This window comes from Methylophilus sp. 42 (assembly GCF_000384155.1).
GTDB lineage: Bacteria > Pseudomonadota > Gammaproteobacteria > Burkholderiales > Methylophilaceae > Methylophilus.
This window is the reverse complement of sequence record NZ_KB913031.1, coordinates 2,257,881-2,283,143: the sequence shown is the minus strand read 5'-3', so window position 1 is coordinate 2,283,143 and position 25,263 is coordinate 2,257,881. Positions and strand designations below refer to the sequence as shown.

Below are 25,263 nucleotides of genomic sequence, written 5' to 3'. Positions count from 1 at the left end.
TGGTGGCTTAAAACGGGATTTTCAAGTCTGGCCTGGTATTGCTTAACACCTGTTTGAACGCCTGTTGAATGCGGATAAGCGCGGTTTCATCCTCAGCTTCAAAGCGTAGCGTGAGGACGGGCGTTGTGTTGGAGGCGCGAATCAGGCCAAAACCGTCGGCATATTCCACCCGCAGGCCATCAATCGTGATCACCTCAAGTGCATCTGGAAATGGTGCGGACTGTTGCAGGCTGGCAATAAAGGCATGCGGCTCACCTTCTTGCATGGCGATTTGCAGTTCGGGCGTGTTGACGCTATCGGGCAGGGCTTCTAGCACCGCGCTGGCATCAGGGCTGCGGCTGACGATTTCGAGTAATCTGGCGGCGCTGTAGAGGCCGTCATCAAAGCCAAACCAGCGTGGCTTGCCTGCTTTGGCATCGTTAAAAAACAGGTGGCCTGAGAGCTCGCCGCCCATGGCGGCACCGGTTTCCTTGATTTTGGCTTTCATCAGTGAGTGGCCGGTTTTCCAGATCACCGGTTTGCCGCCATGCTCGCGTATAAAAGGGGATAAGTGGCGCGTCGATTTGACGTCAAATACGACTTTGCTGCCTGGCTGCTCTATCAGCACATCTTCAACAAATAGCATGAGCTGGCGGTCGCTGCGGATAATCTGGCCGGATTTGGTGACTACGCCCAGGCGGTCGCCATCGCCATCAAAGGCAATACCGATTTCAGCCTCACCAGTCTGTAATGTGCGTATCACATCTTGCAGGTTTTTCGCTTCAACCGGGTCCGGGTGGTGATTGGGAAAATGCCCATCGACTTCGCAAAATAAGGGTTCAACCTCGCAGCCAAGGGCTTTAAACAAGGCCGGTGCATAAGCGCCGGCGACGCCATTGCCGCAGTCGATGACCACCCGCATCGGGCGTGCCAGCTGAATATCAGACACAATCGCCGCCTGGTAAGCCGGATAAATATCATAAAACGATTGTTTGCCGGGCTCTGGTGGCTGGGCAAACTGCTGCTGGAGAATGCGTTGCTTGAGTGCCTGAATGGCTTCGCTACTGAGCGTTTCACCTGCAATCACCATTTTAAGGCCATTATAGGGTGGAGGATTGTGGCTGCCTGTGATCATGACGCCGCTACTGGTCTGGGCCAGGTAGTGCGCCGCAAAATACAGCATGGGGGTGGTGACCATGCCCAGGGCAATCACGTTGGTGCCTGTGTCTGCGATGCCCGCCGTCAATGCTGCGGCCAGAGTTGGGCTCGACAAGCGTCCATCGTAGCCCACGCAGAGGCTGTGCTCGCCGCGCTCTTGTGCCAGTGTGCCCAGCGCCAGTCCGATCTGGCGCACGATGTCTTCCGTCAGCGACTCACCGACAATGCCGCGAATATCATAGGCCTTGAAAATGGACGCTGGCAGAAAAGTGGTCATTTACTCAGCTTCTTCTATCCAGGCCAGCTGAATGGCTTCGAGGATTTTTTCGCCGCAATGGGCAGGCTCATCATCAAAGCCGTCCAACGCCAGTACCCATTGCATCAGGTCAGTAAAGCGGATGGTTTTGGGGTCTATGTCAGGATGTTTGTCGTACAGTTCTTCAGCGATCCGCTGACTGTCGGTCCATTTCATTACAATCGGCTCCAGTGTTTAAGTTGAGGATATCTTTACTCTCATTATAACTGACAGCTTGCATCCGGTTTGACAGAATCGGCCTACACGCGTGTCAGCCATGTAGGACTAGCCAGTCCAGCCTATCATTGTCATCATAACAAGCTATGAATGAGACCGAAATAACAACAAAAAAATCTGCACCTATCACCAGATGGCTAATCGGAAGCTTGCTTGCGCTGGTGTTAGCCGTGATCGTGTGTGAAGTCGCCGGCTGGCCGTTTTTGCGCCAACCGTTACAACAATTGCTGCAAGATAAATTGCACCGATCTGTCGAGATTGAGCGCCCGTTTCGTTTGCAATTGCTGGGCGGCATCCGCCTGCAAGTGGGTGGCTTAAAGCTCGCGGCACCAGAAGGCTTTGATGCGCCTTACTTTGTCGATGCACACGGGCTGGACCTGGCGTTGCGTTATCGTGATTTATGGTCGCTCAAGGAAACCGATCCTTACCGTATTGAAGCAATTCGTGCGGATCAACTGAATGCCTATCTGCTTCGCCGTGCAGACAGGCATGCGAGTTGGGAGTTTGAGCTGGATGATAGCGGCCCGCCACGGCCTTTTCCACTGATTGAGCAACTGGCGGTGAATCAGGGCCAGGCAAAAGTCGCCGATGCTGTGACCAATGCACAACTGGCCGTGACATTTTTTACCGAGGAGGGGGAGCATCTGGCCACGCCGGAATCCAGGGTTAAGGTGAATGGTCAATTTCGCAAGCTGCCCATACAAGGGGAGCTAGTGACACAAGGTTTCTTGCCAGTGGCGACCCAAGATAGTAAGTCTCCGCCTATTAATTCTCAAGGCTGGTTGAAATATGGCGCGGTTAACGCACAATTTCGTGGCGCGGTGTATGACTTGTTCGGTACGCAACGCGTGAAAGGCAACGTTGAAGTCAAAGGCGCATCGTTGGCTGACGTAGGCGATTTGCTTGACCTGACTTTTCCACGGACCGCTTCGTTTAAAGTCAGTGCCGATATTGAAAAAGGCATAGACCAATGGCAGGTGAGTATTCCCTCGGCACATATTGGGCATAGCCGTTTATCCGGGCAGTTTGTCTATGACTTTGCGCCTGAAACGCCTATGCTGCGTGGCAAGTTGCAAGGCTCACTACTCATGCTGGCCGATTTGGCCCCCGCATTCGGGGCGACACAAGATAATCCGGCCGCCAAAACGCATCCCGGCAAGCTGTTCCCGGACGAGTCACTGGATTTTACGACTTACGGGCGGATGAATGCAGATATTGATGTACATCTGGATGCGGTTGATTTAGGTCATGCATTTAAGCAACGGATTTCACCTTTGAAATTGCGTTTGACCTTGATTAAACACAAATTAAGCCTGGCTGAACTAGAGGCCAATACCGCACAAGGCACACTGACAGGTGCACTGAGTATTGATGCACATGACTCCAGCAATGCCGATTTATCGCCACCGCCTGCGCCTGAATGGGATATACAGTTGGCCGTGCGCGATATTCGGCTGGAGCAATGGTTGAAAGTGACGCCTGCCGATAACAAGGCACCAGGTAAGCAACCACCGTCAGCCAAACAGTCGTCGAGTCCGGCACCAGCCTATATCTCAGGTAAGTTAAACGGTAAAGCCAAGTTACAAGGCCGTGGCCGCTCTACGGCCGCGTTACTTAAATCGTTGGATGGTCAGCTGGCGCTAATGGTGCGCCAGGGTGAAATCTCACACCTGGTGGTGGAAGCTGCAGGCCTGGATATTGCGCAAGCCGTGGGTGTGTTGATTAAAGGCGATCAACCCTTACCCATGCAATGTGCGGCCATGGGGTGGCATGCCAAGCAGGGCGTGCTAACGCCAGAAGCCGCCATCATAGATACACCGGTGACCACCGTGAACATTCTTGGCGATATTAATCTGGGCCAGGAGCAACTCAACCTCAAGTTGCAAGCCAGCCCGAAAAACTTCTCACCGTTGACGGTGCGTTCACCCATCCTTGTCACCGGGCCGTTTGTCGACCCGAAAGTGTCACTGAGTCCCGGGCCGATTGCTGCACGCGTTGCGGGAGGTGTGCTATTGGCGCTGATCAATCCATTTGCGGCGATTCTGCCTTTTCTTGACCCGGGCAGTACGCCGGAAGTGACGGATGCAGGTTGCGAGCAGACGCTGCAACAACTTAAAGCACGCAAGCATTAATGGGCGGTTGCGGGCGACCACAAAAAAAGAACCCAACCGAAGTTGGGTTTAGGGAGCGATTTTGGAGATATACGCTTACAGTTACTACTAAGCATAAGCTGTGCCAGGTTTGATAATTACATTTAAATCAATAAGATAGTCTCATTTTAGGATTTTATTGCCTGCTGCACGATCAGCAACTGTTTGATTGTGTGCACTGATTTGGTGCAGTGCGTGCAATGCTGGCGCATCCATCCCTGACATAAATACCAGTTACCTTCTTGCATCGGCCCTATGCACATCTAACACACGTATCAGCCCAGAAAAACAGGCCGACTTGGCGAGCCTGACGCTAAAGGTGCATGCCATGGTCGCCTCATGGTAAAATTACGCTTTATTGTTATTGATACGGAAACTTGATCGTCATGTTTAGCTTTTCAAGAAACTTAAGCGCTGCAGACCCGGCATTAGCCACAATGATTTCTTCCGAAGTCGAACGTCAACATCAGCATATTGAACTGATTGCCTCAGAGAACTACACCAGCCCGGCCGTGATGGAAGCGCAGGGCTCGCAACTGACTAACAAGTATGCGGAAGGTTATCCGGGCAAGCGTTTTTACGGTGGCTGTGAGTTTGTTGATCAAGTAGAACAATTGGCGATTGACCGCCTGAAAGCACTGTACGGCGCTGAGTATGCTAACGTGCAACCGCACTCTGGTTCACAGGCCAACCAGGCGGTGTATTTCTCCATCCTGAAACCAGGCGATACCGTGATGGGGATGAACCTGGGCCACGGTGGTCACCTGACCCACGGTTCCCCGGCCAACTTGTCCGGTAAATTGTTCAATATCGTGCCTTATGGCTTGAACGACAAAGAAGAAATTGACTACGATGAAATGGAGCGCATTGCCATTGAGTGCAAACCAAAACTGCTGATTGGTGGTGCCTCTGCGTACGCCCTGCGTTTTGACTGGGCACGCATGGCCGAAATCGCTAAAAAAGTCGGTGCTTATTTCATGGTCGATATGGCGCATTACTCTGGCCTGATCGCGGCCGGTGTGTACCCGAACCCGGTGCCGCATGCTGATTTCGTCACTTCTACTACACACAAAACATTGCGTGGTCCACGTGGCGGCATCATCATGGCCAAAGCCGAGTTTGAAAAATCAATCAACTCCAACGTATTCCCAAGCTTGCAAGGTGGTCCGTTGATGCATGTCATCGCTGGTAAAGCAACCGCCTTCCTGGAGGCTGCACAACCTGAGTTCAAGGTATATCAGGAGCAAGTATTGAAAAACGCCAGCGCCATGGCTAAAACCCTGGCGGCACGTGGCTTGCGCATTATTTCTGGCCGCACTGAGTCACACGTGTTCCTGGTAGACCTGCGTCCTAAAGGCTTGACCGGTAAAGCGGCTGACGCCTTCCTGGGCCAGGCGCACATTACTGTGAACAAGAATGCGATTCCTAATGACCCAGAGAGCCCATTCGTGACCTCCGGTATCCGTATCGGTTCGCCAGCGATTACCACCCGTGGCTTTAAAGAGGCTGAAGCCGAGCAAGTGGCCAACCTGATCGCTGACGTACTGGATAATCCGGAAAATGCAGAAGTGATTGTAGCAGTCAAAGCCAAAGTACATGCTTTGGCCGACAAATTCCCGGTCTACGGCAAATAATCTTTACGGCCATTTTTAGCCATGAAATGTCCTTTTTGCGGTGCTGACGATACGCAGGTGGTGGATTCCCGACTCAATGAGGAGGGAAATTCTATCCGCAGGCGTCGTCGCTGCCAGGCTTGCGATAAGCGTTTTACGACCTATGAAACGGCCGAGTTGCATCTGCCGCAGGTGGTGAAGCAAAATGGTAACCGCGAAGAGTTCAAGCGTGAAAAACTGCGCGTGTCTTTCACACGTGCGTTACACAAGCGTCCGGTGCCGACTGAGTATGTCGATAAGGCGCTGGACCGCATTATTCAAAAAGTGCTTGGTTTGGGCGTGCGTGAAGTGCCTGCGCGCCTGCTGGGCGAAACCGTGATGCAAGAGTTGAAACAAATGGATCAGGTGGCGTATATCCGTTTTGCTTCTGTGTATAGAAGCTTTTCGGATGTGGATGATTTCCATAACGCCATCCGTGACCTGGATAATTAACAGAAGCGGCTACGCGGATGAATGATACTTCATCCGGCGCGCTTGTTTCTCATATGTTGTTTGCATTTGAAGGCGGGGGCGTATGAAACTGATCAAGTTGTCTGCAATTGCGTTAGCGGTATTTACGGTCATTCTCACCATTGTGTTTTTTACCTGGTGGGCATTTAAAGACCAGGCGGTGTTTGGCAGCGACAAGTTTGACCAGACGCGCTGGATGGAACTGGCTAACACGGTACAAAAAGAGTGTAGACGTGGTGACATGGCCTACGACCTGAAAAATCATATCCTCATTCGTGGCGCCAAAAAAGAAGCGGTGATGGCCTTGCTGGGTCGCCCCAGTTTAGAAGATGCCAATGCGCTGGAGTACGACCTCGGTAAGTGCATGTATGTCTACCATGCCTTGCGCATTTATTTTGACCAGGATGGGCGCTTAACCCATAGCCAGATTTCTTCCCACTAAACGCTGTTAAGCGTAAGCAGGCGACAGGACTGTAGTTTGTGTTGTCGCTTTATAACGCTTACGAAATGTCTGCATAAAGTCAGCCAATTGTTCAGCGGCGGCCATCTCCAGGCCGTTATAAATTGATGCACGGATGCCGCCTATGCTACGGTGACCATTCAAACCTGAAAAGCCTGCCTGTTGTGCGGCCTGCAAAAAGGCTTGCTCAATCTCTGCGTTGGGTAAGTTAAACACCACATTCATCTTCGAGCGGTCTGCAACGGCGGCACGACCGCGGTAAAAGTCGGCGTGGTCATCCAGTACCTGATACAAATAGTCCGCTTTTTGCTGGTTGCGTTTGGCGATGTTGGGCAAGCCACCGATTTCGTCCCGTAACCAGCGCGTGACCAGCAAGACGCTATAAATCGCAAACACGGGGGGCGTGTTGTAGATCGAGTGCGCATCGGCTTGCGCGTGATAGTTGATAAAGCCAGGCAGGTCATCTGGCAGGCTATTCATAAAGTCATCCCGCAAAATCACCATGGTGACCCCGGCCGGACCGATGTTTTTCTGTGCATGAGCATAGATCATGGCGTAGCGGTTAAAGTCCCCAGGCGCAGACAGCAGGTCTGAGGACATATCACAGATGCGCGGCACATCGTCACGGCCAGGCACGCGATGAAATTGCAGCCCCTCTACCGTTTCGTTGGAAATGTAGTGAAAATACGCAGCGTCTTTAGATAACTGTAATTCGGCATCGCTGGGCAGGCGGCCAAACTGGTCCGCTTTACCACTCCAGGCCAGTTGTAGTTGGCCGGATTTCTCCGCCTCATGAATGGCCTTACCGCTCCAGTAACCGCTGTGAATATAATCGGCAGATTGCCCATTTCGCAGCAGATTCATTGGCAACATGGAAAACTGCTGCGTGGCACCGCCTTGCATCATCAGCACGCGCGTGGATGCTGGCAAGCCCATGAGTTGGCGCATATTATCTTCCAGCTCATGCACCACTTGCGCAAACCATTCGGAGCGGTGGCTGATGCCCAGAATCGACAGGCCGACTTCTGGTACACAGAGCATGGCAGTATGCAGTTGTTGCAATACGCTCTCAGGCAAGGCACCCGGGCCGCCAGAAAAATTCAGTTGATTGGCACTCAGTTTCATCATGCGCTCTCCAGTAAAGGTTGCGGCTGTAATGCATATAAATATTGCTCAAAGGCCTGTTGTAGCTTGGCGATTTGCCCGGCTTTAAAGGGGAACAGGCTGGCAGAGTCCATGGCATGGACTGCCATGATGTGGTCGATTTCAAACACCAGCAATTTGCCGTCTTTGGTTTCTGCGCAATCGATACACAAATAGTCTAGTTGCAAGCGCTGGTAAATCGCCGCCAGTGCTGACTGGTGGCGTGCAGCAAAGCTGGCAAAGTTCTGCATAAACGCGCCTTCTTCGGCCCGTTTGTCGGCAGAGTCATACATGCCTGCATTGACGTAATGCACCATCCAGTCGCTGGATATTGCCATATGACAGATAAACGGCTGGCCGCGCAGCATGGCAATGCGGTATTTGCGGAACTGGCCATCCTGGCTGCTGTAATCAACAAAGCGCGATACAAAAAACGCGGTGCTTTGCACCTGTTTTAAATAGTCTGCCAGCTCGGCTGTCTGTGTGATTCTGGCCAGGTCGTTACCGGCTTGTGAGCCGACCGGACGGATAATCAAGGGCAAGCTGGGTAGCGCATCGTGGTCGGTTGCCTCTGCGGGACGTTGCATGCTTAAACGCGTGACAACCTGACTACGGGTCAGCCGGTGTGTGCGTGGCATATCCAGGCCGGAGATGCCTTGTAGCAGCTCACTTAACTGGTCACGGTTGACGTTGGGCAGCAGGTGTGGCGGATTAATCACTGGCCGCGCGTGGTCAAGCAGGCTGGCTTGTACTGCCAGTAGCAAGGCGCGGTTGGCCTGGCTATCTGAGAGTGCGACCATCACCGCGTCGTGTTCCGGCATGGGGGATGGCAAAGGCTGCTCGACGGATGCGTAGTAATACAGGAGTTCTACCGGGCTGTTTTCGAGCAGGCAATCAATCGGTGTGTTTTCAGATAAATCGCCTGGTGTCATGATCATGAGCAGGCGGAAGCGTGGCGGCTGACAGTTTGCCGGGCGGCGATAGAGCCGTTGCAAGGACAAAGCCTGTTCCTGGATCGCCAGGCCCATGTCACGCATTTTGAGGCATAAAAAGCCGGTGGCCAGGTTCATCCACAAAATGGCATTCTCCTGGTCCTGATTGGCTTGTACCAACAGTGATTGCGCATGCGACCGCAAGTCGGCGCCATTGAGGCTCATGCGCAGAAAGGGCGCCAGCCCCTGGAAAGTATGGCTTGCATTGTTGTGGGCCAATGCTTCAAGTAGATTGCGCATATAACGCTTTTTTTCGCTGGCACGGGCTGACGCCCAGAAGTCATCACTGCGATAGACCGGATTGCCGTCTATCGTCACCTGCATGTGGTAAGGCTGTCCCAGTAATTCTGTATGCACATAGGTGGCGAAGCACTCGGCAAAGTCTTCTTGTACATCCATGCTGGCGTATAAGGTGGGAAACGATGTTCTCGCCAAGTCCCGGTATAAGTCTAATGCCTGGCTGGCATGCAGGGTCGGCTGGCGATAGAAGCTAATCTTCTCGCGATGCGGGAAGTTCTGTTCTGGCCGGATCGCCTTGCTGCCACTGGTTTGCCAGCTCAGTTTGCTAAAGTGACCTGCCAGCTTGGGTAAGGTGAATGACCAGTCCTGGGGACAGAGGTCAGTCATGGTTGCCAGGATGTGGCCGAATTCATGCAATAGCAGAAAACGCAGTGCCTGTATGCGATGGTCGTTTTCCGGCGTTGCGATCTCTACGTTGATTTGCACCTGCGGGTCTGCAATGAAGGCTGAATTTTCTTTCCAGCTGGCCCAGGCGTTTGCCGATGGTTGGCTAAATGCCTGGCTGTCGAGCACAATCACAAAGCCGATATTGTTACTGCCATCCCCCAGTGCGGCCATATCGGTAAAGCCAGAAGCATCCAGGCCTTTTGCAAAGAAAATACCCAGTATGGATTTTTCGAGTGTATCCAGCAGGCTCTCCGGGAGTGGTGCCAGCGCCTGCGCGAGGGTATCCTGCCAGTCTATGCTTGCGTCCAGGCTCACCTTCTCTGGTAATCCGTGCGTGAGGCCATACTCTGACAGAAAGTCCTGCAAGTCTGCGGTGGGTGGGGTCAGGCGCGTATGCAGCGGTTGCGCATACATGGCCAGCCATGGATTGGGATCGGCAATATAAATCATGCCTCAGTGTAGCGCCATCACGCGCGCGGATTAGTGGCAAAAAAACCGGCAAATACCACGGTATTCAACAGTTAACCTGTTATTTACTAGCCGTTTGTGCGCGATGGTGCGCAATTTGATGACAAAAAACCGCAGAGCCGTGTTTTTTTGTATCATGGCAGTCTATGCAAGTGAGCTCACAAGATATTGAATGGATGACGCGTGCGTTGCGATTGGCGGCGCGCGGGCTATATACAACGACCCCCAACCCGCGTGTGGGTTGCGTGATTGTCAATAATGGCCAGGTGGTCGGCGAGGGCGCACATCTTAAAGCGGGTGAACCGCATGCCGAAGTACATGCCTTGCGCGCGGCTGGCGAGCAGGCACGTGGGGCGACAGCCTATGTGACGCTGGAGCCGTGTAGTCATTTTGGCCGTACTCCGCCCTGTGCCGATGCCTTGGTCAATGCTGGCGTCAGTCGGGTGGTGGTGGCGATGCAGGATCCGAATCCGCTGGTGGCAGGCAATGGCATTGCCCGCTTGCAGGCGCAAGGGATTGCGGTGACTGTTGGGGTATGCGAAGCGCAAGCACTCGCACTGAATCCTGGCTTTGTCCTGCGCATGACCCAGCAACGTCCTTATGTCCGTCTCAAGGTGGCGGCCAGCCTGGACGGCCGGACTGCGTTGGCCAATGGCGACAGCCAATGGATCACTTCGGCTGCGGCCCGCCGCGACGTGCATCACTGGCGGGCGCAAAGTTGCGCCATTATCACCGGCATTGCCAGCATATTGAAGGATGATTCTTCCCTGACTGTACGTGAAGTCAAAACCCCAAGGCAACCTTTGCGCGTGATTGTCGATAGCCAGTTACGGATTCCGATTGATGCCAAGGTGTTGCAGGATGGCAATGCGCTGGTGGCTTACGCGCAAGGCGATGTGGCCAAGCTGGAGGTGTTGCAGGTGATGGGCGTACGCACCTTGCATGCGCCGGATTCGCTGGCGCCCAACGCAGCACAGGCACAGGTTGATCTTGCCGTACTTATGCAGGCTTTAACCGCATTGCCGTGCAATGAGGTGTTGATTGAGGCCGGGGCAACGTTGAGTGGTGCGTTTTTGCAAAGCGGCCTGGTGGATGAGTTGTTGCTGTATTACGCGCCTAAGTTGATGGGCCACACTGCCCGTGGCATGTTTGCCTTGCCTGAGCTCACGCAGATGTCCGCGGTGCGCGATTTGCATATTCTCGATGTGCGCCAGTTTGGCCAGGATCTGCGTATCCAGGCCAAACTGCAGCCTTAATATTTTATGTTGATAGACACCCATTGCCATCTTGATGCCAGCGAGTTCGATGCAGATCGCGACCAAGTGTGGCAAGAGGCGCAAGCACAAGGCGTGCGTGCGGTGGTGATTCCTGCCGTCACGCAGGCAACGTTTCAACCGATTATGCAGTGGTGCGCACAATACCCGCAGGCTGGCTTTGCGCTGGGTTGGCATCCTATGTATGTGGCACAAGCGCCGGATGACGCCTTGCAACAATTGCAGGAGATCGTGGCGACGGTACTGGCCGGGCCGCAGGCGCATCAATTACTGGCGATTGGTGAGATCGGCCTTGATTTTTACCTGACGCGTGACAATGAAGCCAAACAGATTGCTTTGTTTGAAGGACAGCTACAGATTGCCAAACAATTTGAGTTACCCGTCATCCTGCATGTGCGTAGCGCGATAGATAGCATACTCAAATACCTGCGCAAGCATCGCGTACATGGCGGCATTGCCCATGCGTTTAACGGCAGCATGCAGCAAGCGGCGATTTTTGGACAGTTAGGATTCAAGTTAGGCTTTGGTGGCGCCATGACTTGGCCGCGCGCATTAAAAATCCGGCAACTGGCTGCCGAATTGCCACTGGAGCTGCTGGTGTTGGAGACGGATGCCCCCGATATTCCCCCGGTTTGGATCGGTCACCAGGGACGAAACAGCCCTGTTCAATTAAAAAGAATAGCGGAGGAATTGTGCCTAATTCGTGGCTTGGAAACTTCGCAACTCATTGAAATGATAGGCAAAAATTCTACGCAAGTTTTACCGAAATTAGCCCATTTATGCACATGACTTAAAGTGACACATTAAGAATGTGTCGAAAGTGTTTCAATTATAGTGGTGCGTTGTAAGTTGTTGATTTTATTGAATAAAAAAATAGATTAAAAAATGAACTTTTGGAAAAAGTCCTTTTAAATTGGTAAGTTACGGAATTAAGACACAGCAATCCACAAAGTTATCCACAGATTTTGTGGATGGAAAAATACGGTGTTTGTCCTACAGGAAAAGCAAGGCCTTTTACAACTTTTACAATTAATGACTACTCGTCAGCAGATTCCTTTTTATGCGTATCAAACAACAACATTTTCGTACCATCTGGCAACAAAGTGGTGCCGTCTGCCTGATTGATCAGACCCGCTTACCATTTGAGTTTGTGACGGTGAATGTGACTACCCTGGCGCAAATGTGTCATGCCATTCGCAGTATGCAAGTGCGGGGTGCACCTTTGATTGGTGCTGCCGCTGCTTACGGCGTCGCGCTGGGCGTTCAGCAAACCGCCAGTGATGCGCAGGTGCAGGATGTGGTCACGCAATTGTGTGCTACCCGGCCAACAGCAGTGAATCTGGCGTGGGCGGCACAACGCATGCAGCAAGCCTTGCTGGCCTTACCTGAGTCTGCCCGCGCGATGGCGGCCTGGCAGCTGGCGCAAGCGATTGCCGATGAAGATGTGACACAAAATCTGGCGCTGGGCCAGTATGGCAAGGCGCTTATTGCCGCCAAGAGCACAGTCAATCCGCAGCAGGTCGTGAATATCCTCACCCATTGCAACGCTGGCTGGCTGGCCACTGTGGATGGTGGCACCGCACTGGCGCCAATTTACGCGGCACATGATGCGGGCCTGAAGGTGCATGTCTGGGTAGATGAAACGCGACCGCGCAATCAGGGCGCGAGTTTAACCGCCTGGGAACTGGCGCAACATGGTGTACCGCATACGGTGATTGCTGATAATGCCGGCGGGCATTTGATGCAGCACGGGCAAGTGGATATGGTGATTGTGGGCGCTGATCGCGTGACACGTGAGGGTGACGTGTGCAACAAGATTGGCACTTATTTAAAGGCACTGGCTGCTTTTGACCAGAAGGTGCCTTTTTATGCAGCCGTGCCTACGCCGACCATCGATTGGCAATTGGCACGTGGTGCGGATATTGAAATTGAAATGCGCGACGCAGACGAGGTGGCTTATATGCAAGGGCAGGGCGCAGACGGCCAGGTGCAACGCATACGCGTGATTCCACACGAAAGCACGGCGCTCAACCCGGCGTTTGATGTGACGCCCGCCAGGCTGGTCACGGGCATTATTACTGAACGCGGCGTATTGACGCCTGCGCAGCTACATACACTGGCAGCTTAAAATGACGACCCCAACAATGACCACAGCTCCACCCGCACAGCAATTATTACAGGCTGCCCAGCAGATGGCGCTAGCCGGACTCAACAAAGGCAGTTCTGGCAATGCCAGCATACGGCTGGATGACGGCTTTTTAATCACGCCTTCAGGCGTGCCTGCCGAACAGCTCAGCACACAGAGCATGGTGTATATGGATTGGACGGGACAGGCGGAGGCCGGTAAAAAGCCTTCTAGTGAGTGGTTTTTTCACCGCGACATTTTACAGGCACGGCCGGAAGTGAATGCGGTGGTGCATTGCCATAGCATGTTTGCCACCACCATTGCCTGCATGGCACGCGATGTGCCGCCGTTTCATTATATGATCGCCACCGTAGGCGGTGACGATATCCGCTGTGCGCCTTATGCCTTGTTTGGCACCCAGGCGCTATCTGATGTCGCCGTGAGCGCCTTACAAGAGCGTAAAGCCTGTTTGCTGGCGCACCATGGCATGATCGCTTTAGGTAAAAACCTGGCGCAGGCACTGGCGATAGCCATTGAGGTGGAGAATCTATGCGAGCAATATTGGCGCTTATTGCAGCTTGGGGAGCCTGTGCTGTTAACGCCAGAGCAGATGCGTGAAGTGCACGCCCAGTTTAAAGGCTATGGCCAGTGGGACAAGTAGGGCAAGTAGGTCTACAACTTGGGAAACAACGCCAAGGTGCTCAAGCGCAATAAGTATGTTGGGTCACATATAAACACATTGTTTTCTATGGCCAGAATGGCCTCCGGTGGCGCATAGCACTTGAGCAGCACGCCACCAGACTCTACTGCATTAAGACCTTTGGCATAAGTGGTTGCAATGTCTTCAGAGGTGGTCCAGCAAAAGCCGATCTGGTCGTTGTCAAATAAAAACCAGCTTTCACCACGGTATAAAGTAAAGCCCTCGCCGTGGTAACCAGGGAGTGCCTTTTTGAGTACTTTTAGCACCAGGACGTCATCTTTTATTTTTGCACGCAGGTCACCGCCGTATTGCGCCCACAGTATTGCAATCTGGCTTTTTTGAAACACGGTGTCATCTTTGAGTCTGGCCATATAGTCAAAGGTGTCATGCCAGAGCACGGCATCTACCGCATTGACATACACTCCCAGACAAAACTGCTTGGCGAGCGATTGCGGGGTGTGTTTCATATTATGGCTGCGGGCTGGCTACCCATTCGCCATCCACCAGTTTTTCCTGCGGCTGGAACTGCTGTTTATAGGCCATTTTCTGGCTGTCGGCGATCCAGTAGCCCAGATACAGATAGGGCAGGCCCAGCTGTTTGGCCCAGGTGATTTGCCACAGGATGCTATACGTGCCGTAGCTGGCTTTATCCGTGGTATAGTAAAACGTATAGACCGCAGATAAGCCATCCATCACGATGTCGATCACACTGACCATTTTGAGGGCGCCGTAGGCATCGCGGAACTCAACCATAATGCTTTCCACATTGCTCTGACACAAAAACTGCTGGTACTGCGCGGCCTCGTCCTCAAGGTCTGCAATATGGTCCGGGCCGTGGTGATGGCGCTGTTGCTGGTAAGCCTGGTAAAGCGCGAAATGTTCAGCATCGTAGCTGGCTTCGACGATCGTTACTTGCAGGTCAGCATGTTTTTTAAAAGCGCGTTGCTGGCTACGTGTGATTTGAAAGGCGTTGACCGGCAAACGCACTGAAATGCAGGCGTTGCAGTGTTCGCAGTGCGGACGGTAGGCAAATTTACCGCTGCGTCTGAACCCTTGCTGGATCAGGCCGCTATATACCGGACCATCGACCAGATTTTGCGGGGTGGCAATCAGGCTTTGTGCCAGCTTTTTTGGCAGGTAGCCACACGGATAGGCCGTGGTGACATAAAACTGCAGCTTTTGTAGCGGAGCATCGTTAGGTAGCGTCATATTGCACCAGGGTGTTCAATTGCGCGATAAATCGGTCTCGGGGAATCTCATATGCACCAAAGCTTGCCAGCAGCGGTGTATGCATCTGACAATCAATCATACCGACTTGTTGCGCGTTTAACCATTGCACTAAATGGGCAAACGCGACTTTAGAGGCATTGCTGGCATGATGAAACATGCTTTCTCCATAAAACATGCGGCCAATTTTCACACCATAGCAGCCACCCACGAGCTGCTCATCTTGCCAGGCTTCTACGCTATGCGCATACCCCATCAGGTGTAGTTGATGATAGGCGGCGATCATGTCGTCGGTAATCCAGGTGCCTGGCTGACCTGGGCGAGGGGTGGCCGCACATGCTTGTATCACGCGCTTGAAATCAGTATTGAAACGAATATCAAAAGGCTGCTGTTGTATGACCTTGCGTAATGAACGGCTGATATTCACTGCCTCGGGAAACAACACCATACGTGGGTCAGGACTCCACCAGAGGATAGGCTCGCCTGGGCTAAACCAGGGGAAGATCCCTTGCCGATAGGCCGCTAGCAATCGCTCTGCGGTCAAATCGCCGCCAATGGCAATCAGGCCATTGGGCTCGGTCAATGCCTGCTGCAATGGCGGAAAAGGCGTTTTTGTGTCCAGAATGAGTACTGGCCCGCCCGGCAGCGGGTAGTAGTGTTCGTGCATAAACGTCAGTTAAATTGGTAAGGGTCGTGCTTGCCTGCCCATTCTATAACCTTGTTGCCCGGCATGCCACGCGAAATGCCAAAGCCTTGTGCATAATCGCAACCTAATGCCGCCAGGATCTGGGCTTGCTCCGCTTTTTCCACGCCCTCTGCTACCACTTTGCGCCCGAATTCGCGGCATAGTGTGACTACGCCTCGAATCACTGCCAGGTCCTCCTGATTGCTGAGCATATTGTGGATAAAGGACTGGTCGATTTTGATGATATCTACCGGCAACCGGCGCAAATAAATCAGTGACGAGTAGCCGGAGCCAAAGTCATCAATCGAAAAAGCCACGCCCAGCGACTGGCACTGTTGAATGACACGGTTGACGCGGGCGAAGTCACTGATGGCTGCGCTTTCGGTGATCTCGATATGCAGCTGCTGCGGTTTGATGCTTGGATACTTTTTAAACAGGCTGGCCAGATGGTCACTGAACTGTTTATGCATCAAATGTTGTGCAGCAATATTGACCGAGACCTGGGTGTGCAGGCCATGGTCTTGCCATTCCGTGAGTTGTCGCAGGCTTTCTTCAATCACCCAGTTGCCAATATCAATAATCAGGCTGGTATGTTCCACCGCGTTGAGGAAGTCATTCGGGTAAAGCAGGCCACGCAGTGGGTGTTGCCAGCGCAATAAGGCCTCAAAGCAAAACAGTTTGCCTGATTGCATGCATACTTGCGGCTGGTAAACCAGTTTGATGTGGCTGTTTTGAATGCCGTTCAACAAATCTCGCAACAGCAGTTGCTGTTGTTGCGACTGCTGCGCGGAGGCTAAGTCGAACAGGTGGAACTGGTGCCCGCCATGCGTTTTGGCATGGTACATGGCATGGTCGGCATGGCGCAGCAGCGTGTCGGGCGGGTTGTGATCAATCGGGTAGAGGGTGTAGCCAATGCTGGCCGAAATCGAGAATTTGAATTTATCAATCGCAAACGGCTTTTCAATCGCCGCCAGCAGTTTTTTGAGTAAACGCGTGTATTCGGTTTGTGTACGGCCGCCGCACAAGAGCATGGCAAATTCATCGCCGCCGAGGCGCGCCAGCGTATCTTGCGGTTTAAGAATGTTGGTCAGCCTGCTGGCCAGTTGCATCAGTAATTTATCGCCAAATTCGTGGCCATACTGGTCATTTACAATTTTAAAGTCATCCAGGTCTATATAGCAGATCGCCACCAGCGATTGCTGGCGCTCAGCCTCCAGCAAGGCTTGCTGTAAACGGCTGGAAAACAGCACGCGGTTGGGCAACTGCGTTAATACATCATGGTAAGCCAGGTGTTCCAGCATGTTTTGCTGTTCTTTGGCGCGGGTGATATCCGAGAATAAACCGACATAATGCTGGAATTCGCCCGCCTGGTTCATCACCGGCGACAGTTCCAGTTCAACCAGGTAATCGTGGCCCTGATGATGGCGGTTCCACACTTCGCCTTGCCACTCTTGAAATGCCTGTGCACCTTCATACAGGGCTTGGAAAAAGTCTGGCTGCTGGCAGGCAATACCTAAGGCGGCAGGGGACTGCCCAATGGCTTCGGCCTGTGCATAGCCGGTGACCACGCTAAACGAGGGGTTGCATTGCACAATCAGGCCACGTTCGTCGGTAATGAAAATCGCATCATGTGCATGGTCAAACACGCTCGCAGAGACTTTGAGCCGGTTGGCGCTGGCCTGTATCTGGCTCACCATTTCACGCAAGCGGCGTCGCATTTTGACCATATTGGCGATCAAGGTATCTGGTGTGGCTGCAATATGGTCTTCGGCGAAATCGCCGCTTTCAATGCGCATCAGCAGCAGTTTTGCTGTTTCCGGCTCGCCACCCAAGGGGTTCAACACAAAGCGCTGCAAGCCGCTGATCACAGCCATTAACACCACCAGGGTCAGAATCAAGGCGATGATCATGACAGGCGAAAGCGCGCCCAGCGCAGACCAGTAAGCTTCGTTGACGGGGTAGAGGATATTGATCTGGAAGTCCCATTCAGGCACCTCTTTGCTGACTCTTTTCCAGCGGTGCTGGCTGTCTTCCATCGCCTCTAGCGCTTGCTGTTTGCTGATGCCGCCGGTAAGAAAGCGAATCTTGCCGTGGCCATCGGTGATGGCGACGAAGCCTTTTTCTAAAAATCCCCATTGGCGGATCGCCTGGTCAATGGCGTTGAAGTCCAGTTTATAACCGACATACCAGGCACCAATCAAACGATTCTGGTTGTCGTGCATGGGCTCGTAACGTGAAAGATAGGCTTCGCCCAGAATATCAACCACGCCATAGAACGTTTCATTTTTCTGCAGTTTTTCAATGACCTTGCCATACGGGTTCAGCTCGGTGCCAAAGGCGTTGCTGCCATCGGCTTTTTTCACATTGGTGGCAATCCGCAAAAACTGCTGGCCACGTTTGACAAAAATAGTGGCAGTGCCGCTGCCAATGCGGGTGACAGAGTCGACCATAATGGTCCTGCCGGTTTGCGGGCTGTCACCAAAACGCAGGTTGGGTACCTGCGTGCCCAGCATGTCGGTGACGCCATGAATATTGGGCGGACCTTCAACCGAGGCATATTGTTTCAGCAAAGCCATGCTGGAAAGCACATGTTCACTGACCAGTGTTCTAGCCGTGACTAACAGGTTGGCGAGCTTTTGTGTTTCTTCGTTGGCCTTGGCTTCAATATTATTCAGGTGATGGTTGAAAATAAAGGCAAATGAAATGAACCCGATCAGCAGGCCAAAGGCTGCCAAAGGTAATAGGATTTTCTTGAATAGCGTGTAATGCTTCATTGTTAATTTAATAATTATTATGTAAAAAAATACCCCACTCTTGAGAGTGGTTATACAGGGCTTTAACAGCCGCCGCAATCATAAATACACCTGTTAACGGCGAATGCCCGTCTTTTCGTGTTGGGCGTCTGATTCAGCACACAGTTTGTTTTGCGCGTGGTGTTTTCTCCGGACGAGACCTAATTCAGTCGTTCGCGTGATTGTGACGGCAAAAACACTTCATTTTTTTTAAGAAAAATGATTTCAAATCAATCAATTAACGCGTAAAATGCGCAACTCTCAAGCATTGCTGGTCACCCGCGTGGAAATCTACACCTCCCTTATAGCCAAACCTGTTAACAGCTATCGTCCGTATTGGGCCAAACGCTTTGGCACGGCGCCTGTGCTGCCGATGAGCCGCGCCGAAATGGATGCGCTGGGTTGGGATAGTTGCGACATTATTCTGGTGAGCGGGGATGCCTATATTGACCACCCCAGTTTTGGTGCAGCGTTGATTGGTCGTTTGCTCGAGGCGCAAGGCTTTCGCGTTGGCATTATTGCGCAGCCTGACTGGCAGTCAGCGGCGGCCTTTAAAGTGTTGGGTAAGCCTAATCTGTATTTTGGCGTGACAGCTGGCAATATGGATAGCATGGTCAACCGTTACACGGCAGACCGTAAAATTCGCTCTGATGATGCCTATACGCCGAATGCTGAAGCCAACAAACGCCCGGACCGCGCGGTGCTGGTATATTCGCAGCGCTGTAAAGAGGCTTATGCAGATGTGCCGCTGGTGATTGGCAGTATCGAAGCCAGCCTGCGCCGTATTGCGCATTACGATTACTGGTCGGACAAAGTACGCCGTTCCATCCTCATCGATTCTAAAGCCGATATTCTGCTGTATGGCAATGCTGAACGTGCCATTGTTGAGCTGTCGCATCGTATTGCACGCGGTGAGCCTGTGCATGAGATTCAGGATATCCGTGGTACGGCATTTATCCGCAAACAAGTGCCGGATGACTTTTTAGAGGTGCCTTCCACCCGTTTGGATAGACCAGGCGTGGTTGAGAAACACGAAGACCCTTATGCCATGAAAATGGGCAAGGGCGATGCCAGCTGCGCGACCGATGAAAAAGGCGCTGAAGCGAGTGCGGCTGCGCCAACCATCAGCCTGCCCTTACCGCTTAAAGCCAGCAAAGTGCCGCGTGACCGCCAGGTCATCCGCATGCCATCGTATGAAGAGGTGGTGAGTGACCCGGTGATGTATGCGCACGCTTCGCGCGTGCTGCATCTGGAAGCTAACCCAGGCAATGCGCGGGCGCTGGTGCAAAGACACGGCAACCGCGAAGTGTGGCTGAATGCGCCGCCGATTCCACTCACGACCAAAGAGATGGATTACGTTTACGACTTGCCTTATGCACGCAAACCACATCCGGCTTACAAAGACGCCAATATCCCGGCCTGGGAAATGATCCGTTTTTCGGTCAATATCATGCGTGGTTGTTTTGGCGGCTGTACTTTCTGCTCGATCACCGAGCATGAAGGCCGTATTATTCAAAGCCGCTCCGAAGACTCTGTTTTGCGCGAAATCGAGGAAATCCGTGACAAAGTGGATGGCTTTACTGGCGTGATTTCTGACCTCGGCGGGCCAACGGCCAATATGTACCGCTTGTCTTGCAAGTCTGAAGAGATCGAGAAAAACTGCCGCAAGTTGTCTTGCGTCTATCCTGGCGTGTGCGAAAACCTCAATACTGACCATTCAGCGCTGATCCAGCTTTACCGCAAGGCGCGTAATTTGCGTGGCGTGAAAAAAATCCTCATTGGTTCAGGCTTGCGTTATGACCTCGCCGTGAAATCGCCGGAATATGTCAAGGAGCTGGTGCAGCATCATGTGGGCGGCTATTTGAAAATTGCGCCTGAGCACTCAGAAGAAAACGTGCTGAGCAAAATGATGAAGCCGGGCATGGGCGCTTATGATGAATTCAAGCGCATGTTTGAAAAATTCAGTGCCGAGGCAGGCAAGAAACAGTATTTGATTCCATACTTTATTGCTGCGCATCCTGGCACCACAGATGACGATATGATTAACCTGGCATTGTGGCTCAAGCGCAATGATTTCCGCCTTGACCAGGTGCAGACCTTCACTCCGACACCGATGGCGATGGCCACCGCCATGTATCACAGTGGCAAAAACCCCTTACGCAAAGTCACCCCTGACTCTGAGAACGTGCCAGTCGCCAAAACTGGTACCATCCGCAAATTGCAAAAAGCGTTTATCCGCTACCATGACCCGCAAAACTGGCCCATGCTGCGTGAAGCGCTCAAGAAAATGGGCCGTGCCGATTTAATTGGTAATGGTAAAAAGCATTTGGTGCCGGCGTATCAGCCTGCGGTATTGCAGCAAATTGTGCAGTCCGACGGCAGCCGTTTCCAGGCCAAGGCCATGCCTAAAGGCTTTAACCAGACCAAGAATCCTGCTTATAAGCACAAAGCCAGAAAACCTGGCGCAGGCCGCTAATAAGGCAGCCCTAACACTTGATAGCCCAGGATCGGGCTGGCCAGTTTCTGTGCACGGGCGGTCAGGTCGTTCGCATTCGGGAAATCTATGGTTTCATAATGCCAGTTGACCCACACCTTGTGGTCGCTGCCTTCATGCATGCAGGCATAGTTGCGATGGAATAAAAAGCGATTGCCGGCGGCGTCTTTGCGTAGCGTGGCTGACAATACGCAACCGCCGCCGAGGTCAATATCCGGCTGTGTGACGCTAGAGGCCAGCCGGATCACTGATTGCTCCATGCTCAATGGCGGCGGATGCACAATGCCTGAGGAAATCAATTGCACGATGTTGCCTAGACCAGCTTGGTTGCCCTGACCTGACTGGTTGTTAGGCCCAGGTTGCTCGCGATAGGTGCCGCTGGCAGCGACATGCACATCTCCAGAAATAATAAATACTTTGGTCTGGGCTTGAGTTTGCAGCTCGGCTTGAAACTGCAGCAGGCGTTGCAGAATGCTGCACATTTCATCGTAATGCGTACTGAAGCGCCAGTGATCCGCCATATCGTCATAGGCATCAAACTGGATGCTGAGGCGGATATTGTGATCGCTTTCGGAAAAGTGCCGGTAAAGAAAAGGCACGCCACTCAGTATCAGCAACTTCTGGCCAGCTTGCCAGTCTGCCTGTAAATCGGCCAAGCCCTGAATAAAGTCTTGTTTGCCACTACCCATAATGTTGTGCAAAGTGCGCTGGCTACGGTTATCCATGACCAGCAAGCCGTAGTCACGGAAGTTTAGGGTCATGCCAAAATGCGCAGGTGCGGCAGTGCGTTGCTGCAAGGCGCGGTTGTTGGTCCCTCGCAATTGAAACAGTGTGAAATACTTTTTTGCACTGTCAAACATGGCCTGGTAGGTCGGGCTGGTTTCCAGGCGATAGGGTTGTGAGCCCCAGCCGTCGATAATGTCATGGTCATCCCACATCATGATGCTGGGAATACTTGCCAGACAGTAACGCAAAGCCGCTGATTGCGTCCAGCTTCTGAGATAAGTGTCGAAGTAGAAATTATCGATACGCTGCCTGAGCGTGTCAGACACTGGTGCAGACAATTGATCTTTCAATGGCTTTTGTGACCAGGCATACAAAGGCTGCTTTTCATTGAAAATCGCGTCGGCATAAATCTGGTCACCCCCCATGATCAGGGCCGCATAAGGCGCATCGACGACTTCTGTATAAGGCATGGCCGCCATATGTGCGGCCTGCTGTTGCTGCATACGTTGCCACAGGTAGTCGATCGGCGCCGGATGTTGTGTGCGCACCTTGTCTGATGAAAATCCATTGCATGACGCAAATGCCAGTTGTACCTGCTGCTTGGCTGCCGGGCAAAAAAATGACCAGTCAGTGACCAGGTCGTTGCGCGTTTGTGTGTAACTGGCCGGTTGTGCATCAATTAAAATCTGGTAATCACAGACTTGGTCTAGCGGTGTCAGCGGAATAGCGATTTCTGCGCGCCAGAACTTGCCGCGCCCCAGGCTGCTGATCAAGGTGAATTCGCTACGCAAGCTTTGCTTGGCGATGCGATAAGCAAGGGTGGCGGCGCTGACGTCGTTTTCTGAGAGAAAGCAAACACTGTAGATGGTGGCTTGGTCGTGCTCACCCTCCAGCCCTAGCAAGGGCCCTAATACAATATTGTGTGATGACATGCGTGCTCCGTATGTTTGTATGGCTTAAGTCGCACTATCCAGCAGGCCTGGTAATAGCGTTTGTATCTGCTCGGCCACTATTTTATCCGGATGACTGGCAGGCAGTTTAAGGTTTTGCGCAATATGTTCGCCCAGGCGGCGATAACTCTCAAACTGCGATTCACTGAAAAACTGGTCTACCGTACTGTGGTGAGGAAAGCTGGGCTCTTGCAGTTTGAAATTGATCAGGTCGCTAGGTTCATCACCAGTTAGCGAGCTTTTGATATACACCAGGTAGCCCATATGTGCCGGATCGCCATCGCCCAGGTAGTCAATGCTGCCAATCGCAAAATGGCGGGCACCGCATTTAAACAAGCCATATTTGCAATCATTCACTGGTAACAATGGGTTGATGTCCAGCTTGATAGTGATGCCGAAATCGACTTTGCATTTACGGATGGCATTGCCCAGGTCTTCAAATTCATAGCAGCCATCAGCACCAGCATCGATGGCAACGATCAATTTGCAGCGGCGGCGTACCAGTTCGTAAATGCCCAGGTTCTCAAAGTGGCCGCCATCAGATAGATACAAATAGCCTGAGGTGGGGCCAGTGTTGGTGATCAGTTCTTTGATCAGGTAAAACAGGTTCCAGAACGGTGATTGCCGCTGTGGCGGGTTGCGCAGCCTCAATTTGCAGTTAAATTGCATGAGCAGCCTGTTAAAGTAATTCTCATGCAAGGGGTTGCCAAACCAGCGCCCAAGACGCGCATTGAAAATGGTCATGATAAAGCCCATGACCGGGTTGGTGTGATAGCCCATATTCGGGCTGGCAGCCGCACCACTGGTAGACACCAGGCTGCCCAGCTCTGGCCCGCCTTCACTGGTGTAATGGTGGGTGTCATACCAGATTTCGGTATCGGGTAATTTAAAGCCGCAGTAATAGGGGCTGAACATAAATGAAGCGGCCTGACGCTGTTGCCAGGCCAGTTGCGAGCCATCGCTGATATTGACCGCCGTGTTCACAATATGGGTAGGCCGTTGTCCGCGCAAAGCAGACATGGTGACATCATCGTTATTATCAAAGCCGGTAAAACTGTTGGGTTTGCGATGGTTGTTGGTGGCGCCCAGATAGCAACGGGTGAGGCGGTTGCGGTAAAAGTTGTGCAGGGAAAACACATTGATATCGATGCGCCAACTGCCTAAAACGACGATGAACAAGGCTGCGGCAAACCACAGGCCGCGGTGCGGTGAAATATATAGGCTGAAACTCAGGTAGCCGGATACCAGCAGGATCAGTGCGACCACAATATAGGGCAGTGCGGTGGTGAATGTGCCTTTCAGGCTATTGGGTGACTCTGTGCCGGTGACGCGGCTTTTACCTAGCCTGGCGGTGAAAAAGGCCAGCAACCAGGAGCCAATCCCGGTCAGACTTTTCTCGGTGGTCCCCAGGCTACCCAGCCAGTGGTGAATGAGCACCGGGATGTACAGCGCGCAACCAAACAGCGCCAGCCAGATGACACAAAAACCAATATTGATGCCGCCAATGCGGTGCCACCATTCACGCGTACTCACCTCTATTAAGCGCCCACCTATGCCCATGGCGGCCACCAGTCCTGCAGAAATCAGCAGTGAAATCACCGGGACGCCCAGGCCTATCCAATAGTTGGGCTGGATATGGCTGGCCTCATGATCGACTGCATAGGTTGTGAATAATTGTTGCCAGCTTGACTGGGGAATTCCCCACAACAGCAAGATGAATCCTGCCACCCCGCATAAGAATGCCAGCACAGGGTAAAGCGCATGTGCTGTGCTGAGGCAGTCGCGACGACTGAAGTAGAATGAGCTGGCCAAGCTGATTAGCGCCAGGGCCATGCCTGTTTTGCCTGAGATCGTTTGCGCTGCATTTTCAAGCAGTTGCCGCAACAGGTCGCTATCCAGTGTGAATGCGGGCAACAGAGTGCCATGGATTTCCGAGTGACTGAAAAAGATCACTGTCATCATCAACACAATTAACACGCAGAGCAGGAGTACCTGGTTAAGTAAGGTATTGGCCATCCATTGTGCTAGTGCCGCCAGGGTGTCGCCGGTGAATAAACCGGTTTTGGGCGTCAGGTAATTGCTATAGCTACGTAACCAGAGAATCGCTTTTTCAGTGGCAGTGAGCTGGCGTGTAACCGGGCTTTGTGGCTGTGTGGATAACACCAGCTCGGCCTGCACGGTATTGACGTGATTGCTGTGTTTGATCAGGCTGGAAAACCAGGCACCGATATAACCACCGCCAGACACTGTCGACAAATAGTCAAATTGATTAAGCAGGCCTTTCTTTGCCAGGCCTTGCAGGATACCCAGGTTGAGGGTGGCACTACGGATGCCGCCACCAGAAAAGGCCAGGCCAATGAGGTTTTCACGATGAATATCTTGACGCAAATGCGCCATGCCACGAATTTCCGCATCCAGTACCGCGTCAAAAGAATGCGTTTTATATGGGTCGGTGTCTTCAGTCTGGTCGGTCGGGTGCATGGCAGTCTCCCTGAGCATATTGTTGATATTATTTAACACATGGTAGCTCTGTATCATATAAGTGACAACCTTTGGGCGCATACCATACGGCGCAGGCGCGCAAAAAGGGCATGCAAT

The 25,263-nt window shown here is 52.6% G+C and carries 19 protein-coding genes; 9 read left to right on the top strand and 10 right to left on the bottom strand.

Annotated features, from left to right (window positions below; genetic code table 11):
• Window positions 1–7: 7 nt before the first annotated feature.
• Window positions 8–1,414 carry a phosphomannomutase/phosphoglucomutase gene (locus MET42_RS0110825; protein ID WP_019883000.1) on the bottom strand — a complete coding sequence of 469 codons (1,407 nt, stop codon included), beginning with the start codon at window positions 1,412–1,414 and terminating at the stop codon, window positions 8–10.
• A complete protein-coding gene (gene iscX, locus MET42_RS0110820) occupies window positions 1,415–1,609 on the bottom strand; it encodes a Fe-S cluster assembly protein IscX (protein ID WP_019882999.1) in 195 nt (64 codons plus the stop codon).
• A 146-nt stretch (window positions 1,610–1,755) separates the two neighbouring features.
• Here iscX and MET42_RS0110815 point away from each other — a divergent pair, with 146 nt between their 5' ends.
• From MET42_RS0110815 to MET42_RS0110795, 4 genes are all read left to right on the top strand, one after another.
• Window positions 1,756–3,801, top strand: a complete 2,046-nt coding sequence (locus MET42_RS0110815) for an AsmA family protein (RefSeq protein ID WP_019882998.1) — start codon at window positions 1,756–1,758, stop codon at window positions 3,799–3,801.
• 404 nt (window positions 3,802–4,205) lie between these two features.
• Window positions 4,206–5,453 carry a serine hydroxymethyltransferase gene (glyA, locus tag MET42_RS0110805; protein WP_029512410.1) on the top strand — a complete coding sequence of 416 codons (1,248 nt, stop codon included), beginning with the start codon at window positions 4,206–4,208 and terminating at the stop codon, window positions 5,451–5,453.
• Between the two features lie 21 nt (window positions 5,454–5,474).
• The gene (gene nrdR / locus MET42_RS0110800) at window positions 5,475–5,924 is read left to right on the top strand and encodes a transcriptional regulator NrdR (protein WP_019882994.1); all 450 of its coding nucleotides are present in this window, start codon (window positions 5,475–5,477) and stop codon (window positions 5,922–5,924) included.
• Between the two features lie 82 nt (window positions 5,925–6,006).
• Window positions 6,007–6,384 (top strand): hypothetical protein, encoded by a 378-nt coding sequence (locus tag MET42_RS0110795; protein ID WP_019882993.1) that lies wholly within the window; start codon window positions 6,007–6,009, stop codon window positions 6,382–6,384.
• Between the two features lie 6 nt (window positions 6,385–6,390).
• On the opposite strand, the gene MET42_RS0110790 is transcribed toward MET42_RS0110795, so the two are convergent.
• A complete protein-coding gene (locus MET42_RS0110790; RefSeq protein ID WP_019882992.1) occupies window positions 6,391–7,530 on the bottom strand; it encodes a phosphoserine transaminase in 1,140 nt (379 codons plus the stop codon).
• Window positions 7,527–9,674, bottom strand: a complete 2,148-nt coding sequence (locus tag MET42_RS0110785; protein ID WP_019882991.1) for a RimK family alpha-L-glutamate ligase — start codon at window positions 9,672–9,674, stop codon at window positions 7,527–7,529. Before MET42_RS0110785 ends, MET42_RS0110790 begins: the two co-directional genes overlap by 4 nt.
• Window positions 9,675–9,838: 164 nt before the next feature.
• Between MET42_RS0110785 and ribD the strand changes: the two genes are divergently transcribed.
• From ribD to MET42_RS0110765, 4 genes are all read left to right on the top strand, one after another.
• Window positions 9,839–10,948: a bifunctional diaminohydroxyphosphoribosylaminopyrimidine deaminase/5-amino-6-(5-phosphoribosylamino)uracil reductase RibD gene (gene ribD / locus MET42_RS0110780; protein WP_019882990.1), complete on the top strand. Its 1,110-nt coding sequence runs from the start codon at window positions 9,839–9,841 to the stop codon at window positions 10,946–10,948.
• A gap of 6 nt (window positions 10,949–10,954) precedes the next feature.
• Window positions 10,955–11,755: a TatD family hydrolase gene (locus tag MET42_RS0110775; RefSeq protein ID WP_019882989.1), complete on the top strand. Its 801-nt coding sequence runs from the start codon at window positions 10,955–10,957 to the stop codon at window positions 11,753–11,755.
• Window positions 11,756–12,026: 271 nt separating this feature from the next.
• A complete protein-coding gene (gene mtnA, locus MET42_RS0110770; RefSeq protein ID WP_019882988.1) occupies window positions 12,027–13,094 on the top strand; it encodes an S-methyl-5-thioribose-1-phosphate isomerase in 1,068 nt (355 codons plus the stop codon).
• A gap of 16 nt (window positions 13,095–13,110) precedes the next feature.
• Complete coding sequence (locus tag MET42_RS0110765; protein WP_019882986.1) at window positions 13,111–13,752, top strand: class II aldolase/adducin family protein; 642 nt, start codon at window positions 13,111–13,113, stop codon at window positions 13,750–13,752.
• 11 nt (window positions 13,753–13,763) lie between these two features.
• On the opposite strand, the gene MET42_RS0110760 is transcribed toward MET42_RS0110765, so the two are convergent.
• The 4 genes from MET42_RS0110760 to MET42_RS0110745 are packed head-to-tail and all read right to left on the bottom strand — an operon-like array spanning window position 13,764 to window position 18,477.
• The gene (locus MET42_RS0110760) at window positions 13,764–14,258 is read right to left on the bottom strand and encodes a hypothetical protein (RefSeq protein WP_019882985.1); all 495 of its coding nucleotides are present in this window, start codon (window positions 14,256–14,258) and stop codon (window positions 13,764–13,766) included.
• Window position 14,259: 1 nt separating this feature from the next.
• Window positions 14,260–15,000 carry an arginyltransferase gene (locus tag MET42_RS0110755; RefSeq protein ID WP_019882984.1) on the bottom strand — a complete coding sequence of 247 codons (741 nt, stop codon included), beginning with the start codon at window positions 14,998–15,000 and terminating at the stop codon, window positions 14,260–14,262.
• Window positions 14,987–15,685, bottom strand: coding sequence for a leucyl/phenylalanyl-tRNA--protein transferase (gene aat, locus MET42_RS0110750; RefSeq protein ID WP_019882983.1), 699 nt, complete (start codon window positions 15,683–15,685; stop codon window positions 14,987–14,989). The genes MET42_RS0110755 and aat overlap by 14 nt, the downstream gene beginning before the upstream one ends.
• Before the next feature lie 5 nt (window positions 15,686–15,690).
• Window positions 15,691–18,477 (bottom strand): EAL domain-containing protein, encoded by a 2,787-nt coding sequence (locus tag MET42_RS0110745; protein ID WP_232411496.1) that lies wholly within the window; start codon window positions 18,475–18,477, stop codon window positions 15,691–15,693.
• 268 nt (window positions 18,478–18,745) lie between these two features.
• Between MET42_RS0110745 and MET42_RS0110740 the strand changes: the two genes are divergently transcribed.
• Window positions 18,746–20,971: a YgiQ family radical SAM protein gene (locus MET42_RS0110740; RefSeq protein WP_019882981.1), complete on the top strand. Its 2,226-nt coding sequence runs from the start codon at window positions 18,746–18,748 to the stop codon at window positions 20,969–20,971.
• Here the strand turns inward: MET42_RS0110740 and MET42_RS0110735 are convergent.
• Together MET42_RS0110735 and MET42_RS0110730 are read right to left on the bottom strand one after the other, a co-directional pair.
• Window positions 20,968–22,647, bottom strand: coding sequence for an alkaline phosphatase D family protein (locus tag MET42_RS0110735; protein ID WP_019882979.1), 1,680 nt, complete (start codon window positions 22,645–22,647; stop codon window positions 20,968–20,970). The two genes, MET42_RS0110740 and MET42_RS0110735, sit on opposite strands and share 4 nt — an antisense overlap.
• Window positions 22,648–22,671: 24 nt before the next feature.
• Window positions 22,672–25,185, bottom strand: coding sequence for a patatin-like phospholipase family protein (locus MET42_RS0110730; RefSeq protein ID WP_232411494.1), 2,514 nt, complete (start codon window positions 25,183–25,185; stop codon window positions 22,672–22,674).
• Window positions 25,186–25,263: the final 78 nt, after the last annotated feature.

Bases quoted from the DNA above. Each gene is read 5' to 3' on its own strand.
- MET42_RS0110825 (WP_019883000.1), bottom strand. From the start codon at position 1,414: ATGACCACTTTTCTGCCAGCGTCCATTTTCAAGGCCTATGATATTCGC.
- MET42_RS0110755 (WP_019882984.1), bottom strand. From the start codon at position 15,000: ATGACGCTACCTAACGATGCTCCGCTACAAAAGCTGCAGTTTTATGTC.
- iscX (WP_019882999.1), bottom strand. From the start codon at position 1,609: ATGAAATGGACCGACAGTCAGCGGATCGCTGAAGAACTGTACGACAAA.
- MET42_RS0110735 (WP_019882979.1), bottom strand. From the start codon at position 22,647: ATGTCATCACACAATATTGTATTAGGGCCCTTGCTAGGGCTGGAGGGT.
- ribD (WP_019882990.1), top strand. From the start codon at position 9,839: ATGCAAGTGAGCTCACAAGATATTGAATGGATGACGCGTGCGTTGCGA.
- MET42_RS0110815 (WP_019882998.1), top strand. From the start codon at position 1,756: ATGAATGAGACCGAAATAACAACAAAAAAATCTGCACCTATCACCAGA.
- MET42_RS0110790 (WP_019882992.1), bottom strand. From the start codon at position 7,530: ATGATGAAACTGAGTGCCAATCAACTGAATTTTTCTGGCGGCCCGGGT.
- MET42_RS0110775 (WP_019882989.1), top strand. From the start codon at position 10,955: ATGTTGATAGACACCCATTGCCATCTTGATGCCAGCGAGTTCGATGCA.
- MET42_RS0110760 (WP_019882985.1), bottom strand. From the start codon at position 14,258: ATGAAACACACCCCGCAATCGCTCGCCAAGCAGTTTTGTCTGGGAGTG.
- MET42_RS0110765 (WP_019882986.1), top strand. From the start codon at position 13,111: ATGACCACAGCTCCACCCGCACAGCAATTATTACAGGCTGCCCAGCAG.
- MET42_RS0110740 (WP_019882981.1), top strand. From the start codon at position 18,746: ATGCGCAACTCTCAAGCATTGCTGGTCACCCGCGTGGAAATCTACACC.
- glyA (WP_029512410.1), top strand. From the start codon at position 4,206: ATGTTTAGCTTTTCAAGAAACTTAAGCGCTGCAGACCCGGCATTAGCC.
- MET42_RS0110745 (WP_232411496.1), bottom strand. From the start codon at position 18,477: ATGAAGCATTACACGCTATTCAAGAAAATCCTATTACCTTTGGCAGCC.
- MET42_RS0110785 (WP_019882991.1), bottom strand. From the start codon at position 9,674: ATGATTTATATTGCCGATCCCAATCCATGGCTGGCCATGTATGCGCAA.
- MET42_RS0110795 (WP_019882993.1), top strand. From the start codon at position 6,007: ATGAAACTGATCAAGTTGTCTGCAATTGCGTTAGCGGTATTTACGGTC.
- mtnA (WP_019882988.1), top strand. From the start codon at position 12,027: ATGCGTATCAAACAACAACATTTTCGTACCATCTGGCAACAAAGTGGT.
- aat (WP_019882983.1), bottom strand. From the start codon at position 15,685: ATGCACGAACACTACTACCCGCTGCCGGGCGGGCCAGTACTCATTCTG.
- nrdR (WP_019882994.1), top strand. From the start codon at position 5,475: ATGAAATGTCCTTTTTGCGGTGCTGACGATACGCAGGTGGTGGATTCC.